This is a genomic window from Arenibacter algicola (assembly GCF_018860365.1).
Taxonomy (GTDB): Bacteria; Bacteroidota; Bacteroidia; order Flavobacteriales; family Flavobacteriaceae; genus Arenibacter; species Arenibacter algicola_B.
Window position 1 is genome coordinate 1 of record NZ_JAHKPO010000018.1, and the last position, 17903, is coordinate 17903.

16 protein-coding genes and 1 tRNA gene are annotated in these 17903 nt (G+C 39.6%); 6 read left to right on the forward strand and 11 right to left on the reverse strand.

Annotated elements, in window-relative coordinates:
* Nucleotides 1-145 precede the first annotated feature (145 nt).
* From KO529_RS15440 to KO529_RS15455, 4 genes are all read left to right on the forward strand, one after another.
* Nucleotides 146-385, forward strand: coding sequence for a GIY-YIG nuclease family protein (locus KO529_RS15440; RefSeq protein WP_215948765.1), 240 nt, complete (start codon nucleotides 146-148; stop codon nucleotides 383-385).
* Nucleotides 376-453: transfer RNA gene (locus tag KO529_RS15445), tRNA-Pro, on the forward strand. The genes KO529_RS15440 and KO529_RS15445 overlap by 10 nt, the downstream gene beginning before the upstream one ends.
* Nucleotides 454-466: 13 nt before the next feature.
* A complete protein-coding gene (locus KO529_RS15450) occupies nucleotides 467-640 on the forward strand; it encodes a hypothetical protein (protein ID WP_215948766.1) in 174 nt (57 codons plus the stop codon).
* A gap of 359 nt (nucleotides 641-999) precedes the next feature.
* Entirely contained in the window at nucleotides 1000-1356 is a 357-nt protein-coding gene (locus KO529_RS15455) for a hypothetical protein (RefSeq protein WP_215948767.1), read from the forward strand.
* A 92-nt stretch (nucleotides 1357-1448) separates the two neighbouring features.
* On the opposite strand, the gene KO529_RS15460 is transcribed toward KO529_RS15455, so the two are convergent.
* The 4 genes from KO529_RS15460 to KO529_RS15475 all read right to left on the reverse strand — a co-directional run bounded on the left by KO529_RS15460 (nucleotide 1449) and on the right by KO529_RS15475 (nucleotide 7418).
* The gene (locus tag KO529_RS15460; RefSeq protein ID WP_215948768.1) at nucleotides 1449-2600 is read right to left on the reverse strand and encodes a permease; all 1152 of its coding nucleotides are present in this window, start codon (nucleotides 2598-2600) and stop codon (nucleotides 1449-1451) included.
* 125 nt (nucleotides 2601-2725) lie between these two features.
* On the reverse strand, nucleotides 2726-3919 hold the full coding sequence (locus KO529_RS15465) for a pyridoxal phosphate-dependent aminotransferase (RefSeq protein WP_215948769.1): 1194 nt from the start codon (nucleotides 3917-3919) through the stop codon (nucleotides 2726-2728).
* 34 nt (nucleotides 3920-3953) lie between these two features.
* Nucleotides 3954-4454 carry a hypothetical protein gene (locus KO529_RS15470; protein ID WP_215948770.1) on the reverse strand — a complete coding sequence of 167 codons (501 nt, stop codon included), beginning with the start codon at nucleotides 4452-4454 and terminating at the stop codon, nucleotides 3954-3956.
* A gap of 27 nt (nucleotides 4455-4481) precedes the next feature.
* The gene (locus KO529_RS15475; protein WP_215948771.1) at nucleotides 4482-7418 is read right to left on the reverse strand and encodes a TonB-dependent receptor; all 2937 of its coding nucleotides are present in this window, start codon (nucleotides 7416-7418) and stop codon (nucleotides 4482-4484) included.
* Between the two features lie 1619 nt (nucleotides 7419-9037).
* On the opposite strand from KO529_RS15475, the gene KO529_RS15480 reads away from it, so the two are divergent.
* Entirely contained in the window at nucleotides 9038-9496 is a 459-nt protein-coding gene (locus tag KO529_RS15480; RefSeq protein ID WP_215948772.1) for an Lrp/AsnC family transcriptional regulator, read from the forward strand.
* 256 nt (nucleotides 9497-9752) lie between these two features.
* Here KO529_RS15480 and KO529_RS15485 read toward each other — a convergent pair whose 3' ends face one another.
* The 7 genes from KO529_RS15485 to KO529_RS15515 all read right to left on the reverse strand — a co-directional run bounded on the left by KO529_RS15485 (nucleotide 9753) and on the right by KO529_RS15515 (nucleotide 17243).
* Nucleotides 9753-11132, reverse strand: a complete 1380-nt coding sequence (locus KO529_RS15485) for an NAD(P)(+) transhydrogenase (Re/Si-specific) subunit beta (protein ID WP_215948773.1) — start codon at nucleotides 11130-11132, stop codon at nucleotides 9753-9755.
* Complete coding sequence (locus KO529_RS15490; protein ID WP_215948774.1) at nucleotides 11132-11440, reverse strand: NAD(P) transhydrogenase subunit alpha; 309 nt, start codon at nucleotides 11438-11440, stop codon at nucleotides 11132-11134. Before KO529_RS15490 ends, KO529_RS15485 begins: the two co-directional genes overlap by 1 nt.
* 11 nt (nucleotides 11441-11451) lie before the next feature.
* Nucleotides 11452-12552, reverse strand: a complete 1101-nt coding sequence (locus tag KO529_RS15495) for a Re/Si-specific NAD(P)(+) transhydrogenase subunit alpha (protein ID WP_215948775.1) — start codon at nucleotides 12550-12552, stop codon at nucleotides 11452-11454.
* 478 nt (nucleotides 12553-13030) lie between these two features.
* A complete protein-coding gene (locus KO529_RS15500) occupies nucleotides 13031-14917 on the reverse strand; it encodes a monovalent cation:proton antiporter-2 (CPA2) family protein (protein ID WP_215948776.1) in 1887 nt (628 codons plus the stop codon).
* Nucleotides 14914-15519, reverse strand: coding sequence for an NAD(P)H-dependent oxidoreductase (locus KO529_RS15505; RefSeq protein ID WP_215948777.1), 606 nt, complete (start codon nucleotides 15517-15519; stop codon nucleotides 14914-14916). Before KO529_RS15505 ends, KO529_RS15500 begins: the two co-directional genes overlap by 4 nt.
* Nucleotides 15520-15610: 91 nt before the next feature.
* Nucleotides 15611-16867: a mechanosensitive ion channel family protein gene (locus tag KO529_RS15510; protein WP_215948778.1), complete on the reverse strand. Its 1257-nt coding sequence runs from the start codon at nucleotides 16865-16867 to the stop codon at nucleotides 15611-15613.
* A 181-nt stretch (nucleotides 16868-17048) separates the two neighbouring features.
* Nucleotides 17049-17243 (reverse strand): hypothetical protein, encoded by a 195-nt coding sequence (locus tag KO529_RS15515; protein WP_215948779.1) that lies wholly within the window; start codon nucleotides 17241-17243, stop codon nucleotides 17049-17051.
* Between the two features lie 88 nt (nucleotides 17244-17331).
* Here KO529_RS15515 and KO529_RS15520 point away from each other — a divergent pair, with 88 nt between their 5' ends.
* A complete protein-coding gene (locus KO529_RS15520; protein WP_215948780.1) occupies nucleotides 17332-17877 on the forward strand; it encodes a hypothetical protein in 546 nt (181 codons plus the stop codon).
* Nucleotides 17878-17903 lie beyond the last annotated feature (26 nt).

Consider the following 17903-nt stretch of genomic DNA (forward strand, 5'->3'; position numbering starts at 1 on the left):
ATAGATGACCATTTCGGGGTGTACCACGCTGATGGCGTGGCAGGTCTCGCCCGGCTTGCAAAGCCAAAGGCATTGTTATCGCGCCGCGTTTGGGACGCGGAGGTCGTCACGCTTTGGGCGTGACCACCCCAAAGAGAGTTAGTATATGTTCGTTTATATTTTATATAGCGAGAAACGTTCAAGATATTACGTAGGTCAGACTACGGATATTGACAAGAGATTGAAAAGACATAACCTCGGGATTGTTCCTTCTACCAAGAGTGGGACCCCTTGGAAATTAGTTTTGCAACTGGAAGTATTATCTCGCTCGGAAGCCTTAATTTTGGAGCGACGTATAAAGAAAAGAGGAGCAAAACGTTTTATAGATGACCATTTCGGGGTGTAGCGTAGCCCGGTTATCGCGCCGCGTTTGGGACGCGGAGGTCGCAGGTTCGAATCCTGCCACCCCGACCAAGAAAATCCGATCATGAAAGTGATCGGATTTTTTGTTTTTAACGGTATAGTGCCAAGGGCACTTAAACCGGGAAAAACAAAAAAGACGTACAGGCGTCAGCCTGTGTCGGATTATCTTGAGCACCGAACCCTAAACATGATCACCGAGCACATCAAGGTAATCCTGGCACGGATACCATTAGCATAGCTAGGGGGTTAAGCAGTGGAAAACAAAAAATCGGGATAGGCACAAGTCTGTATCGGATTTTTATAGGCCACGATCCTGCTAGAGGATTATGGAACTCATTGAGTTAATTTCTGATTATTGATTCAATATACATTGAAACCCTTCTTTTTCATATATTTCCCTTCAAAGTTTACGTCTACCCACTATAAGAATCCTAAGAAAACCTGACGATTCGTTAGCTTTTTGCTTATATTTTGCATATTCGTATTTTGTAATGTTAAAATTTATTAAATCTATAATATAGCCGGCCTATATTGCGATATATTTAATAAGTTTGAGTAGAATTAGTTAAAAAAACAAATCTAAAACATCCTTAAAATATGAAAAAGTCAGTATTTATCTTGATGGCTGCAATGCTGTTGAACGTGGTTCAAGTTTTTGCTACCGATCCCCAAAAAGGCGAAGCAAAACCGGCGAAAGCAGTTACGACCCAAATTTTCCAATTGTTGAGTGACAATATTATTCCCGATGAAATTCGTGGCGCAAAGGCCGAGGTACGTGTGGCATTGGACAATGGTGATTATTTGCGGGTTCTAAGTGTTAAAACGGAAAACGAAGCATTGGAGACCTATATTCGCAATAGTATCGATTTTCAGAAAGTTTCAAAAGGAACTTTCGAGCAAGGAGTTATATATCGTATTCCTTTAGAAGTCAGTAAAAAGGGAAGTATCCTGTAAGCTGATTCAATTAAATAATAGTAAAAGGCCCCTGAAATACTTTCAGGGGCCTTTTGATTTTTTGGAATACTATCAATACTTTTTTAGAAGTATTAATGATTTTCCGATGAATGTGCATTGGTATTTATTCCAAAGAAGGTATTGTAATTAACAACCTCCTCGGTTTTATCGCTTCTTTTCAATTTAGTGATCAAGTATGGAATGTAGGTGACAGCTACCATAATAATTCCTGTAACCACTAGTACCACTGGGTTCACGAAAAATTCGCTGAAAGAAAAAATACTAATGATCAAAATGGTGGAAAACGGCATGGAACAAGCCAAAATATTAACGGCAAAGTTAATATCGAAAGTGGGCTTTTTCTGTTCGTCCTTTTCCTCCAAGGTACTTACAGCACTCATATGGGCAAACGGCCAAAAGCTGCAGGCACTCTGTGGGAATACCACAATAAATAAAATCATTGGGGCGGCCAATGCAGGGAACAGGAAAACAAAAATAGCCGATAGTAAAAAGGTGATACCGGCGCGTCTCATCAAAAGTGAAAAGATAAAGCCAAATTCCCTAAATTTTATACGTACTGCCATACCAATGAAAAGGAGCACCAAAGGTGTCATAATCAAGCTCATTTTAACTATGGTGTTCCCCAAGAAATCAGGAAAGGAGCTAAGGGTTAGTCCGAACCCCAAAAGTACCATAGCTACTATTATAACCAGGTTAATAGGTTCATTCAGCATTGAAAGGAACAGGCCTTTTAACTTGCTGGAAGTAGTTGCAACCAAATCTTTGACGGCCCTTGCATGATACCAGTGCATCCCTAACATATACAAAAGGATAAGGACAAAGATTTTGTTGCCAACGTCTGCCAATGCGGCCAAGGCCAGATATTCATCCCCCAAATAGACTATGATAAAGGGGAAACAGGAAAGTCCTGGTGCCAAAGAGGGGAGGAGCATTGTCAATGTTCTTTTTTTAGCTCCTTCATTGTTTGGTAGTGAAGGTGCCAATAGGTACTTAGTGGCTATGACCATTATAAAATTAAATACCAAAGCCATAAGGGGAAAAACCAATAATGACCCTTTGAGTTCTATTTTTAATAAGGCCACAAAAATTGTAGCTGGCAATGCCACGCTCAATATCAAGGTCTTAATCCCTTTCAGGTCATCCTTAGCTACCTTTTTTTGTAGTAACAGACCCAGACCTATGATCAGTAGGAGTTCTAATGTTTTTTGTAATGCATAATTCATATTATAAGTTCTTAATAATTCACTATTCCGTTCGGGGGTTTCCGTAATAAAGAACCCAACAGTAGTTGGATCATAGAAAGATCTGTAAGACCCTCCTATTGATCCAACCCGTGGGTAAACTCAACTTAAACCAATACTTTTTCCAACGCTTTTGTAAATAGCTTCATTTCCTCCATGGTACCCATACTAACGCGGCACCAGTTCTTACCCATAATCTCGAAGGCGCGAACACCTACTTTCTGGGCTGTCATTTTCTCTAGGAAGGCCTTTCCTTCCATTTCAATAGGGAAGATTATGAAACTTGTGGAAGACGGAATGTATTCAAAGCCCATTTTATCCAAACTTTGGTAGACATATTCTCTACATGCAGCGTTGAGCTTTCTGGACTTGTCCTGAAAGGCTACATCATCCATACTGGCCGTAGCTGCAAATATGGAAGTGTATGCAATGCCCATACCCCCGCGGGTAACTTTTTCAAGTTTTGCCAGAGTCGATTCCTGTGCCACGATATATCCTACCCTTAGGCCGGCCATACCGTGTATTTTTGAGAATGTACGGGCTATTATTACGTCCTTGCCTTCATTTACTAGAGATACCATACTTTGTTTGGCACCATCCTCTAAAAAGCCCATATAGGCCTCATCCACGAAAATGGGAACTTTTTCGGATACCCTTGAACAGAAATCTACCAATTCAGCACTATCGGTCATTGCCCCGGTAGGATTGTTGGGATTACAGATGTATACCAATTTTGTATCTGCGTCAATGGCAGCTTCCATGGCTTTAAGGTCATGTGACCAATCTGCCTTACAGGGAACGGCTTTCCAAGAAGCACCTGTGGCCTCTGCTACACGAATCAATGACATATAAGTAGGGTCAGCGGATACCACATTACCACCGTTCGCAAAAAGGACCATGGCTGTTTTTTCCAATAGATCGGATGATCCAGGCCCCATCATAATGTTCTTGATGTCTACGCCTTCTTCCGTAGCTATTTTGCCCATTAGGTCAAAAAGTTCGTACCAAGCATAACGATTGCCTTTAAAGGCAACATTTTGTAAGGCCGAAATGGCTTTTGGGGATGGTCCGTAAGGATTTTCGTTGGCATTTAATTTAGCTTCCAATACCGGCATTTCACGACTATAGTCCGGTAAAAATTCCTTAAAAAATGGAGTGTAAATGGCATTTCCCTGGGCATCAAGTGCTAAAGGTGCTTTGGGCATCTCGGAGATCCCAAAACTCAAATGTGGCATAGCCATTGCTCCTGCAGCAGTTAATGCTCCTTTTTTTAACCATGATCTTCTGTCTAATGTTTTCATAATGTTATCGTATTTAAGTTTATGAGTTTAATTTTTAATTACTTTCTACTGGTTCGGCATTGGCACCTATATTTCCTGAGGCCACTACCGTATTATCTGTTTCGCTTAGGTAAATGTTGATGTGCGCATCCAGGTCTAGGAGCCCATCATAAAAAGAAGTATCGCTAATGACGTAAAACTTGTTGTCATTTAACTCGCCCGTATCTCCGGAAACGGTATCCAGTGTTAGCAGGGTAGTAGTTCCTACTCCTGCCGCACCCTCTATAATAAGTGCAGGATGTTGTTGGCCTTCAATGGTGTTATATAGCGAAACCTGAACAAGTGTTCTGTCTAGGGTGCCTTTCCAAAAAACCACGCGACCATAGACATTGGATCCACCTGGGTCAGCAGCATCAATGGTATAGGCAGTATAATAGCGTAAAGTTCCTCTGCCTTCGGCGACCTCTAATGCAGCTTCTGGCATTTCTTGCTCACAGGAAGCAGTGAAGAAAACAAGAAATAGCAAACTAATAATTTTTATAGATGTATGTTTCATATCTTTTATTTTTATAGCGTTAACAGATTAAAATCCAAAAGTTAGCCTAGCGAAATAATATGCTCCGTTAGAACCTTGCTGATAGTTGGAGTATAGGTAGAAGCCTCTTTGTTCGGACCTTAGAATATCTGGGTACTTATTAAAGATGTTATTGCCCCCTACAGTTAATGCAAGCATGTCAGTAAAGTTGTGGGTAACTCCTATATCTGTAACAAACTGAGCTGAAAAGGTTTGGTCTGGATAGCCTTCAGAACCATCACTAAGAGTTATGAAATTGTTGCTTAAGGAGGTTACTTCCCCAAAATAGGATCCCCTTAGCATTCCTGACCATTTGCCCCAAGTATAGGTTCCAGAACCAATAAAGGTGGTGTTTGGAGTACCTGTTTCAAATTGACCTATGGAAGACCTGTTTACATATTTAGTTTCCAATTCCTCATCGGACAATACGGTATTAAGATCGGGAACACTTGCCCCTTCAAAAGTGTTTTCACGGAATACACCTGAAAGTGTTAGGCCCAACATGCCTTCACCTACTTTTTCTCTATAGTTGGCCACTATTTCAACTCCTTTGGTGCTTATGTCGCCGCCATTTATTCTAAAACTGGCCAATCCGGAACCAATGATAGGTGCCAATGCAGGAGCTTCGCTAGCATCAAAATTATCGGTTTCAAAGATGCGGTCTTTTATATCAATTTTATAGGCATCTACTGTTAGGTCTATTTTGTTGAAGAGACGGGTAGTGAAACCTATACTTAAATTTGTGGACTGTTCCTGTTTTAGGGCCTCTATACCGATGGCTCTTGCGGCACTACTTGTATTTGGATAAAGTGTACCATCAAAAGGATCAAGACCTACAAAGAAGGTAAAGGTGTGTGAATAATTCAATTCTTGTAGGGATGGAGCTCTAAAGCCCGTGCTCAAAGACCCTCTCAAGGCAAAGTTATCCAAGATGGAGTATCTAGTAGCTATTTTCCCAGTAAAGACATCTCCAAAATCTGAGTAGTTCTCAGTACGAACGGCACCTGTCAATAGCCATTTTTCGGTAACATCAAGTTCAGCATCCAAATAGGCAGCTGTAACCGAGCGAAATTCGTTGGCCTCATTCTCAGGGGCAAAGCCTCTAAAGCACTGACAGTTGGGGCTGTAAAATTTATTTATGTTGGTACTGGCCTCACCATAAGGCAGAACTACTGGGCTGCCATCTGCATTTACAATGGGTTCGGAGTTAAGATCTTCCAAGGGAAAACCATCAGGACCCAATAGCGCTTCGTTATCAGTAGTTGCCGTATATATCCCGGCATCGCCTATGGCGTAACTTTCTGGCTGACCTGCCTCAATTTGGTAGTTTTCTACCCTTAGTTCTACTCCTATAGCAACGTTAAGCCCTAATAGTACATCATCAAAATATTTTGATACATCAAAATTGGTTGTGTTCTGGTAGAAGCTGTGTGTTCCCAAATCCATTGTTGTAGGGGATGCGGATTGTAGGCTTGCGTTGAAGGTATTGAACATGTCATAATTCATTTTGTTTCTACCGAAGGTATTGCTGAAATCAAAATTGAAATCGCCCAGGGTACCATCAATTCCACCTGTAAAGGCTATGTTGGTCTGGGTACTGGCAATCTGGGGCCTAAATCCATTCGGGAAAAGGTCAAAATTGGCTCGGTCCGCTTGTGCAGCTCTACGGTAAAAGCAGCTGTACCCAGCTGTGTATTTATATCCAAAATCACCAAAAGAATAAAATTGGATATCCTCATTGATGGGAAATGCCAAATTGTAGGCCACGACTCCTAGATTGGATGCCGCGGTACCTGCATAGGAGGAAAAATCCTTGGCAGTAAGGCCTCTCGCATCCGAAAGTCCGGCATCTGTCCTAAGTTCATCTGCAAGGGCTGTATTGCCTGAGGCCTGTGCCGCTACCAGTTCTGGGTTGGTTATGATAATATTCCCTTGGGCATCCGTACGCTCGTTGTTCAGGTATGCATCACCATAAGGAGTAGCATTACTTATATTGGGGCGAACTGTTGCTTCTGCTTGGCGGTAAAGTCCTGTAAGGTTTAAGTAGCCACCTTCTTCAAAAGAGACCCCGTAATTTCCTGCCAATTGATAATTGATACCATCTGGTTCTGTGTCTTTCAACAAAGCCTGATTTTCTACACTTACATCGGTTCCGCTAAGATCTGGGGCGGAATTTGGGAATCCGCCCACAGTAAAATTTCCGGTAAACTCTCCAGTACCCTTTTTTAGTACAACGTTCATTACACCGGCAATGGCATCGGAACCGTATTGCGCCGAGGCACCGTCCCTTAAAATTTCGACCCTGTCAATGGCGTCGGGGACAATGAAGCTCATATCCGTGGCATTTGCAGCTGATCCAGTTTGTGAACCTGCCAACAGTGCTGAAGTGTGTCTTCTCTTACCATTTACAAGTACCAACATTTGGTTCGGGGCTAGACCACGAAGGGTGGGGGGGTCAACAGCAGACGAAAGGTCACCACCCTGGGAGCGAAAGGCACTAAATGAAGGTGCTGAGGCGACCAGCATTTGCGCCAGGTCCATTTGCGGCATATTAATAGCCTGTTCCTTTATACTTATAACATCGACGGGGGCAGTAGTTTCCAATTTGGTCCTACCTTTACTTCTAGAGCCAATAACTATAGTTTCCGTTAACATTTCAGCAGCTTCGGGAAGGGTTACGGTAATGTTGGTTCTTCCTCCTATTAGAATTTCCTTATTAGCGTAACCTAATGATGATAATAATAAAACTGCGTCGGATTCCGCGTCAATGGAAAAATTTCCGTCAAAATCCGATATACTTCCTTTAGTGGTACCCTTGATTACTACATTCACGCCTGGTAGGGGGGTACCGACTTCATCTGTAACTATTCCAGATACAGTAATTTGTTGGGCGTTCATCGCTAGCATACTGAATAGTGCGAGTGATAGTATTAGAGCTTTCTTCATATACAATAGTTTAAGGTAGTTAGTAAACACTGTTTTAGGCATACCTATTCCAATCGTTTCCATGGCCATGGAAATTCAACTGTACACCTGGTAAAAGGAAAGTTCCGGATACTTAGCTATCAAAAAACAACCAAAATTTATTGTTAAATGACTTTACAAATTTAACGATACATTAGGATAAATAAAAGTTTGGTGGTTTTCTAAAAGTCTGTATTATAGTCAGTTACAAGTCAAAAAGTAAACATATAGCCATTTTATAGTCCGTTTTCTAACGATATGTCAGCTTTTTTAATTTGAAAGAATAAAAGCTGTCAATATGATCAATTTTGCAAATAATTCATTTTTATCATTATGATAAAAAGCCTCTTGTTCAAAATGAATTAAAATCAGTATTTGATTCTTTTTCTTGCCATATTATTTGTGTTTTTTGCAAAATGGTAAATTAAATTTATTAAAATCGACCATTAAAAGGATTTTATTGAATATTTTTCATCGTTATTTTTGTAAAAAACTGACTAATAAGTTTATTATGATCTAAAAAGTGATAAAACAATATTATCTGGTCTTGAATGGATGTTTTTACAAGTATTGTATAGTAGTGGGTCTTAGATTTCATCCATAACGGTTATTATTATTCGGGAGTCTTAAGTGATAATATTAAGATTGGATCCAATAATGGGGATTCTAAGTGTCCCATTAAAGACAACACAACAGGAGTAGCTTTCAGTGACTGGACCACAAAGCGAGCCCAAGTATGCACATAGAGCTATATTATCCTAATTGCTTTAAAGGTGTAATGACATTGGTCCGTATGCGGAAAGGGTATAATTGAAATCCAAAAAGGTCTATAGGAAGGATAAACTAATATTGGAATGATTAATGGAGTTGGAGTTAAGGGGTAACCTTTATTATATACGGCTAATGTTAATTTACAACTATATCAATATTGGGAAATGTATACCTATATATAATAAGGAGTATATTTCTATGGTAAAGTGCTTCGGGTTTTATACCGTTACTGAAGGTCAAAGAATAAGTTCCTTTTTTATTATTGTCAATATATGGTTGATGGAGCCGTATAATAGAGAAGCCTTTGGAAAACTTAATAGCCCAGGGTTGAAGGTTGTTAAATTCGATAATTTAGTAAAAGAGCCTGATCCAAGTTGCCGTTAAGCAATGGTTCCAAATATTCAATATTTAAAAGAAGTTGTAGTTAGTTGGTAGTGATCTTAGGAGTTGGCCAAAAGATTTCAATAAAGGAGATTGTTTTTATCTAAAACTAAAGAATTGGCAGTTTTAATAAATATTATATGTCATATAAGTATATTATATCATTTTTTTTGATGATTTTTTAGATTTTCGAATTCATTGTTCAAAGGCCATCGCTAAGAACAAAAAAATGAAAAAGTGATTTTTAATAATATGAAAAATCCTACTTCTGAAAAATGACATAAAATTATTTTTACATCTTTTTATTATCATATTATTAGTGTTTTTCCTTAAATGATGAATTAAATTTACTGAAACTTATAATTATCAGAATAAAACACATTATTTCACAACTGATGTTATATACGTGACAGATATTTAATGTTCTGGATAATCTAAAATTGAACAATATGAAAGATAGAATTGATGAAATGGATTTCAAAATTTTAAGTTTGCTGGCAGACAATGCCCAGATGCCCTATACCGAGGTGGCTAAAAAGGCAGGTATTTCCCCTGGTACAGTTCATGCCCGGACCAAGAAAATGATAAATTTGGGGCTGATAAAGGGTGCAACCTTAGATCTTGACTACAGCAAGATAGGATGGAAAATGACTATTTTTCTAGGGGTTTATCTACGTGAAAGTTTTATGTACAAACAGGTTATCGAGGCCTTGAGAAAGGTGCCGGAGGTAGTTAAAATTCACCACAGTACTGGTAAATATGATATTTTTCTTAAAATGCACGCTAGGGATAGTATGCATTATCGGGATGTGTACCAGGATACCATTTTAACCATAGACGGGATAAAAGGGGTAGAATCTTTTATGTCCGTGGAGGAAAACATGAGCCGACATATTTCTTTTGAGTGATTTATATTTTTCCAAGTCCGTGGTAACCAATTACGCTACAATTAGGTTGACCATTGGAACAAATGGTTTCAATGGTGCTTTTTGATCGGAGCTTCAGCTTTCATACTAAGGAGGACTAAGGACGACTATGGAGAACCAGGGGCCCGGCCCCAAAACCTGAGCCCCTGTGTCTATTATATTTTAGAAGCTAAATAGGGCCGTAATATCACCAATAATACCTCCTTATAAAATCAGCCTTATATATTGAATAGCATTATTATATATTTTTCATTTCGGCCACCAAATCTGTCAAAGCCGCCTTTGCGTCACCGAAAAGCATGGAAGTTTTGGAATTATAAAACAATTCGTTCTCAATCCCGGCATAACCTGCGTTCATACTGCGTTTGTTTACGATGATATGCTTGGCATTTTCCACATCCAAAATTGGCATACCGTAAATGGGGCTTGTTGGATTGTTATGTGCTGCCGGGTTAACAACATCATTCGCCCCAACAACCAGTACTATGTCGGTATTGCTAAACTGGGGATTAATATCTTCCATTTCAACCAGCATATTGTATTCTACATTGGATTCCGCCAATAATACATTCATATGTCCTGGCATACGACCTGCAACGGGATGGATCGCATATTTCACATTTACCCCCTTTCTTGTCAACATCTCCTCCAGCTCATGAATTACATGTTGCGCCTGTGCAACTGCCAAGCCATAGCCAGGGACAATGACTACATTGTTCGCATAATTCATCATAATGGCAGCATCGCTGGCGGTGGTGCTCTTTATGGACCCTAAAGCCTTATTCTCACCTGCAGTTGCAGTTGCTCCCCCAAAAGCACCAAAAATTACCGACCCCAAGGTTCTGTTCATGGCCTTGCACATTGCCACCGTAAGTATAATACCAGCAGATCCTACTAATATACCCCCTACGAGCATCACCATATTATTATACAAAATCCCTGTTATGGCAGCGGCAATACCTGTCAAAGAATTTAATAAAGAGATTACCACTGGCATATCAGCGCCTCCAATGGGAAGCACAAATAGAATTCCATAGATTAGGCCTGCAGCCAATAGTGTATACAACACAAGCTGGCTATCTACGCCGGTGGTGACCATAAATGCCGCAAAAATGATAATTCCAATAATGGTAATATTGTTTATGATGTTGTAGTAGGGTATCCTTACCACACTTTTTAAAGAGCCGTTTAATTTGCCCCAGGCAATTAAACTACCGGAAAAAGTAATGGCCCCGATTATTATTCCTGAAACTATGGTCGTGGATTGGGTTGCGTAGTTTACGTTTTTACCGTATTCCACTAGCCCGATAAGTGCTGCACTTGCACCTCCAAAACCATTGAATAAGGAGACCAATTCTGGCATTTTCGTCATTTCTACCTTTATGGCTATTAACCAGCCAATAATGGAACCTATGAGAATTGCCACCCCAATAAGGATATAAATTAGAGGTGAAACTTGTTGCTCATGAACAAAAACAGTCCCTAAAATGGCCAATCCCATACCGGCGGCCGCAATGGAGTTACCTTTTTTTGCCGTTTCTGGGTGGCCCAACATTTTTAGGCCAACTATAAATGTTACGGTCGCAATCAGATATATGATATTCAATAAAATCCCCATTATTTTTTTCTTTTAAACATTTGTAACATTCTATCGGTAACTGCAAAACCACCTACCACATTTAGGACCCCCAAGACAACAGCAATGAATCCCAAGGTCAAGGCTACATAATCAGTTGGATCTGCATGCAACATCACTAAAATAGCTCCCACTATTACAACACCGCTCAAGGCATTTGCCCCGGACATTAAAGGTGTATGCAAAACAGCAGGAATACTCTTTATTACCTCTACCCCAACAAATATGGCAAGGATAAGGATATAGGTAATCTGTAGGTTGTTCTCTATAAATTCCAAAAACTCATTCATTGTTTAATTTTTTAATTATTTCTAATAATTCCATTTTGTACAATCAGGGTCTCATCCGTAATTTCTTCCTCCAGATCCCATTTAAAATTGGTCCCTTCGGTTAAATGTTTAATATAGTTGTAGATATTTTTTGCATACAGATCACTGGCATTTGTGGATACGCTTCTTGGATCAATACTGGTGCCAATGACCTTAACACCATTTCTGACGATGGTCTTATTTATCTCACTTACTTCGCAGTTTCCTCCTTGGGCAGCGGCCAAATCAATGATTACAGCACCATTTTTCATTTGCATTACCTGTTCTTCCGTAATTAATACTGGTGCTTTTCTGCCGGGAATATTGGCTGTTGTAATAACCAGGTCTGCCTGGAACAGGGATTTGTTTACCGCCTCTTTTTGTCTTTTTTGGTAATCTGCCGAGGCTTCCTTGGCATAACCCCCTTCTGTTTCCTCCCCCTCATTGTCTACCGAGATAAATTTGGCCCCAAGGGATTCCGCTTGCTCCTTGGTTTCAGATCTTATATCTGTGGCCTCTACAATAGCTCCCAATCTTTTGGCAGTCGCTATGGCTTGTAAGCCTGCAACGCCAACACCATAGATCAATACCCTTGCTGGCGCAATGGTTCCGGCCGATGTCATCATCAAAGGAAAGATTTTAGTCATCTCAAAGGCTCCCAAAATCACAGCTTTATAGCCGGCCAGATTGTTTTGAGAACTCAATACATCCATATCCTGGGCCCTTGATATCCTAGGAATGGCATCCATGGAAAAAGCAGTAGCGCCTTTATTGGCAATGGCCTGGATTAGTTCTGGGTTCGACTTATGATATAATTTACTGATCAAAATCTGCCCTTCGTCCACCAATTTTAAATCTTCTTCATCAAAGGGATTAATTTTTAGGAGTACCTCGGCTTCATGGAAAATGACAGCTCGTTTTTCAACAGCTACCTCAACATTTTTATAATCTGAATCCTTAAAGGAAGAGTACTCTCCTGCACCTTCCTCCACAAGAAGTTCAAATCCTGAGGCAATTAATTGTTTGGCAATGTTCGGCGTAATGGCAACGCGTCTTTCTCCATCCAAGGTTTCTTTTAAAATGCCTATTTTCATTTTGGTTAATGGTTTAGTTATTTATGAAAATTAACTTATTGGTTATGATTATAGAAAATTGGCGAAAATAGAGAATTAACAAAGTATTTGAGGTTATTCATAAGAAAGATTACAATTTTTGTGTTAATTGTTTAATATTTCGTAAAAGGATGGCAAAACTACAAGGCCATTCCTTTTGAGTGTTATTCTTAGGTTTAACTTTTTTATTAATGTTTCTATAGACCATTCAATACTACAATGATAAGCTTAGTGAGTTTTTTAGGCATCCTGTACTGTCCGGGCTTGGACGTATATTAAAATGCAATTTTGGAAATTTTCTATAAGATTATCTCTTTAGGAAATGTAGTTTTTACAATCCATTCAAGATGGGTAACTTAACCTAATATTGTTAATTGTCGATTTGATTACCGACTTCAGTGTATTCCAGATGGAATTAAAGAGGCGTATTGAAGTATTTACAAGGAATATGATCTTCTAATTAATGTTCAGGGGCATTATGGGCCTCTCGCATTTGTTCACTGTCCCAATGATTGTCAAATTCAATAATACCCCTATTTAAATCTTCCTCCAACTGTTTTTCTTGTTGTTTCATTTCTTTTTTGGCCTTAAAAATATACTCTTCCCTGGTTTTGGGTTTATTGGCCAATCGTCTTAGGCTTTCCTCATCGTATTGAATAAATTTCTGGGCTTGCCTGTATATGGTGTATTTTCTAAACCCTAAATGGTTTAAAGCATCACTTGCCATTTTAACGGAGGTTTCCAAAGACTCTCTGTACACATCTTCAACACCCATATTTAGTAAATCGTACGCATCATATCTGTTTTTTGCGCGTAACATCAACTTCACATTAGGATATTTCTCCTTCACCATTTTCGTTAAATGGATTACGTTATCGCTATTGTCAATTGCCGATATTAGAATCTTGGCCTCTGCTATACCTGCAGATTCCAATAGATCTATTCGAGTGGCATCCCCATAGTATACTTCAAACCCCATTTTCCTTAGAAGATCTACCCGGTTGGAATCGTTATCCAATATAGTGGCTTCAATGCCATAGGATCTGAGGAACCTTCCAACCGTACTTCCAAAATGGCCAAAACCTACCAAAATAACTTTGTGGGTCTTGGCAATGTGATCCACTGGTCTGGTTTCCGCTTTTTTGGTTCCTACCCGCGGTAGGATCAATCGCTCATTTATTATTCCCAGTATGGGCGTAAGGGTCATGGTAAGTGCTGTTACCACCAACATCATATCCAATTCAACCCTATCCAGAATATTTAATTGATAGGCGAAAGAAAGTAGTACAAAAGCAAATTCCCCAATTTGGGCCAGCCCAATAGTTAGGAGCAGTCTTTGATCGGCCTTGAGTTTAAAAATGGCTCCGACCAAGAATAGGATTAGGGCCTTTAAAACGATTACGGCGACTACCAACCCACTAATCATTAAGGGGTTGTCCCCAATAACAATAAAATTAATAGAGGCTCCGACCGCCATAAAGAACAAACCCAACAACAGGCCTTTGAAGGGTTCCAGATTACTTTCCAGTTCATGTTTAAATTCGCTGGTAGCCAATACCACTCCGCCTAGAAAAGCCCCCAAGGCCGGACTAAGTCCAACCAATTCCATAAGATAGGCGAGGGCAATAACGATGAGCAGGGCGGAAGCGGATAGTAGCTCCCTAAGTCTGGTTTTGGCTACCAACCGCAACATGGGAACAAAGAAATATCGACCGGCAAGAACAACGGTCACTACCGACAGGAAAATGGCCAAAGCCTGAAAACCTAGGGGTAAATTCTCAAGTAGATAGATATGATCCGAATGATCGTCGGCAATTGCAGTTTTTTCCGAATCCGTTAGTAAGGGGATTACCGCCAACATCAAAATAACAATAATATCCTGAAAAAGAAGAATGGAAAAAGATGAAGCCCCGTAGGTAGTATTCATCAATCCATTTTCCTTTATAGTCTGTAAGGTTATGGCAGTGGAGGACAGGGATACTGCCATGGATATGATAAGCGAAACTTTCCAATCAAATCCAATCATGTTAAATAACAGGAAGGAAACGATCATAGTACCCAGAACCTGGGCTCCGCCCATGCCAATTATGGTTTTTCTCATTTGCCAAAAACTCTTTGGTTCTATTTCAAGGCCTATTAGAAAAAGCATCATGACCACACCAAATTCGGCAAAGTGAAGTATGTCCTGACCTTCATCGCCAACAAAGCCCATAATATAAGGCCCTATTAATATTCCAGCCAAGAGGTAGCCCAGAACAGAACTTAGTCCGAACTTTTTGGCTATGGGAACACAAATAATGGCACCGGTCAGAAAGACAATTGCTGCAAAAAGTATGCTACCGCTCATTTAGAAGTTATTTTATTTAGTTGGGGAGTGTCATTTAAGAATTCACAGTTTTTCATCTTGTCAAAAGGAAGGTTTTGCTGTAATTCAAATATTAATTGTTCGTATTTCAAGGTGTAATCTTCCAGCTCTTGATCGGACATGTTATGGGTTCCCATAACCGTAAATGGTGGCAGATATATCATATTACAGAGTCTGGCGGTCTGTTCAAAGGGTCGCAAAAATTCATTTACAGAATAGTTATTGCTACCTTCTGAACAGTAAACTGCCCTGGTTCCACCGGTGGTAATAACATTTAAACATTTTTTGGATTGTAGCGCCTTGCCGTTAGCTCCATAGGCCCATCCAAATTCCAGAACCACATCCATCCATTGTTTCATCAAGGGGGGGCAACTGTACCAATAAAAGGGATGGTGCCAAACAATAACATCGTGTTCGGCCAAAAGTTTTTTTTCACTTGTAATATCTATGTTAAAATCGGGATAGCGCTCATAAAGGTCATGAAAAGTAACCCCCTCTTTATTTTCTACCATTTTTACCAGGGCTTTGTTTGCTCTGGATTGTTCAAATTTTGGATGTGCAAACAAAATTAATATTCGATTCATACTTTTAATTTAATGCAAAACATTGGAACCAAGGTTTCATTTCCAATAAATATGGCATTCCATATCTGTAATTAGGCCCTTCCTTACCGATTTACACCTTATCCAGACCATTGTTAAAAGAGGTTGGCAGTTCAAATACTTCCAACTCAAAATAAGGCAGTGCCGCCAACAAATGGTCAAAAATATCCGCCATTATATATTCGTAATTTTCCCAACGTTTATCACTGCTAAAGGCGTAGATTTCCAAGGGTATCCCTTGTGGTGTAGGAGATAATTGCCTGGTCATTAGGGTCATAGTCTGGTTAATAGCGGAGTGGTTCTTTAAGTAGGTTTCCGCATATTTTCTAAAAACACCAATATTTGTAAGGTTCCTTCCGTTTATGGCCATTTGTTTGTCAATATCGTGCTCATTGTTATAGGTATCGATATTGGTATTTCTTACCTCTAAATATTTGGAAATTATCTGTATACCTTTCAGGGTTTCGATGTTTTCTGCAGTCAGGAATTTAATACTTTTCTGTTTTATAAGCAGAGCGCGTTTAATCCTACGGCCTCCGGAGGCCTGCATTCCCCTCCAGTTTTTGAAAGAATCAGAAATAAGCGAATAGGTAGGAATGGTTGTAATTGTCTTGTCAAAATTCTGGACTTTCACCGTTGCAAGGGAAATTTCGGTAACATTGCCATCGGCCCCAAATTTTTCAAAGGTTATCCAGTCCCCTATACGCACCATGTCATTGATACTTACCTGTATGCTTGCCACAAGGCCTAAAATGGTATCTTTAAATATCAAAAGAATTACCGCAGAAGCAGCGCCCAAGGCGGTAAAGAATTTCCAAATAGTGGTATCGGTCAATACCGCAAAAAGAGTTAGGATGCCCCCGATCCAAGCGAATATCATAAATACCTGAATATAACTATCCAAAGGCTTGTCCTTCATATGGGGCAAGGTTTTTAGATAATCCTTAATGCTTCGGAGCAGGCTTCTTATAAGTATTAGCACCAAAATTACGGCTAGGATTTCAATGGCCTTCAATATAATACCTTCGGTATTTTCAAAATCGAGGAAGGCCAAGGGAAGATACCTGTACAACAACCATAAGGGTATAATGTGCGCTACATACCTGGGCACCTTATTGAACACTAAAAAATTATCAAAATTGGTCTTGGACTGCCTAGCGAACCTGACCGATAAGAAACGGAATAGTTTCCAAAGGATATAATCCATCAATAGGGCCACTAAAATTATTCCTATGAAAAGAATTAGGGCGTTGAGATAGGCGGCCGTGTTGGCTTCCAAACCGGATTGGATCAGGTAATCGTAAAGTAATCGTCTTAAACCGTTGTTCATGACCAGAATGCAATGTTGAATATTTGGCAAAAATAAGGATTGAGGTTCAGTTGTAGCAGTAGATAGGCAAAAAGTATTAAAGCTCTGTCCTACAAACTATTTTAATCCCTTTATGTGCTTAAACAGGTTGCTTATCTATACCGGGCTAAAATCGTAAAATAAATTTGAAGTTAGTTAATTTTTACCGGCTAATGATTTCATTGTTCAGAATATTGCCATCAACGTCATAATGTGTAAATTCTACCACTGTGGCAGTTCCTTCCCAGGTCAATTTAATTCCATTGTTGGCAATGACATCCTGGCAAAGGAGGTACGGCAGCAATGCCGATCCATTTTCATTGCTCGCACATAGGATAGTTGAAGTTGTACTTGGCACAATAAATATTGAATAATGTTAAAAAAAAGCCATATATTGAATAAGCTAAAAAAACTCTAAAATATAACCACCCATTAACAAAGTCAATATGAAAATAAACCGATTCTTTATGACCGTGGCCACGGTAGTTGTAGTGTTCCTATACAGTGAAAATGCATTTTGCCAGACCACAGATATCGCGGTAGTGGATAGTACCTCCAAAGCAGAAAACAGATTAAAATTCGGTTGTGGGTTTGGATTGAGCTTTGTTGGAGGTACCAATATTAGTCTATCTCCTAATTTGATTTATGATGTAAGCAATAAAGTGAGTCTTGGCGGTGGAATCCAGGGCAGTTATACCTCCATCAAGGATTTGCAGAATACCACCACTTTTGGAGCCAACATTATAACCCAGTATAGGCCGATCCGACAATTGACTACCTTATTGGAATTCGCCCAACTCAAGGTAAATACCAAAACGGAGACCCCCACGGGAAAAGTTACCGATGATTACTGGGACTCTGCACTCTTCGTTGGTTTAGGATGGAATATTAATGAAAAAATATCCGTAGGGGCAAAATACAATGTATTGTACAAGGAAGATGAAAGTGTATATACCAGTCCCATTCTTCCCTTTGTAAATATTACCTTTTAGAAGATTGGCGGCTTAGGTGGCATTAA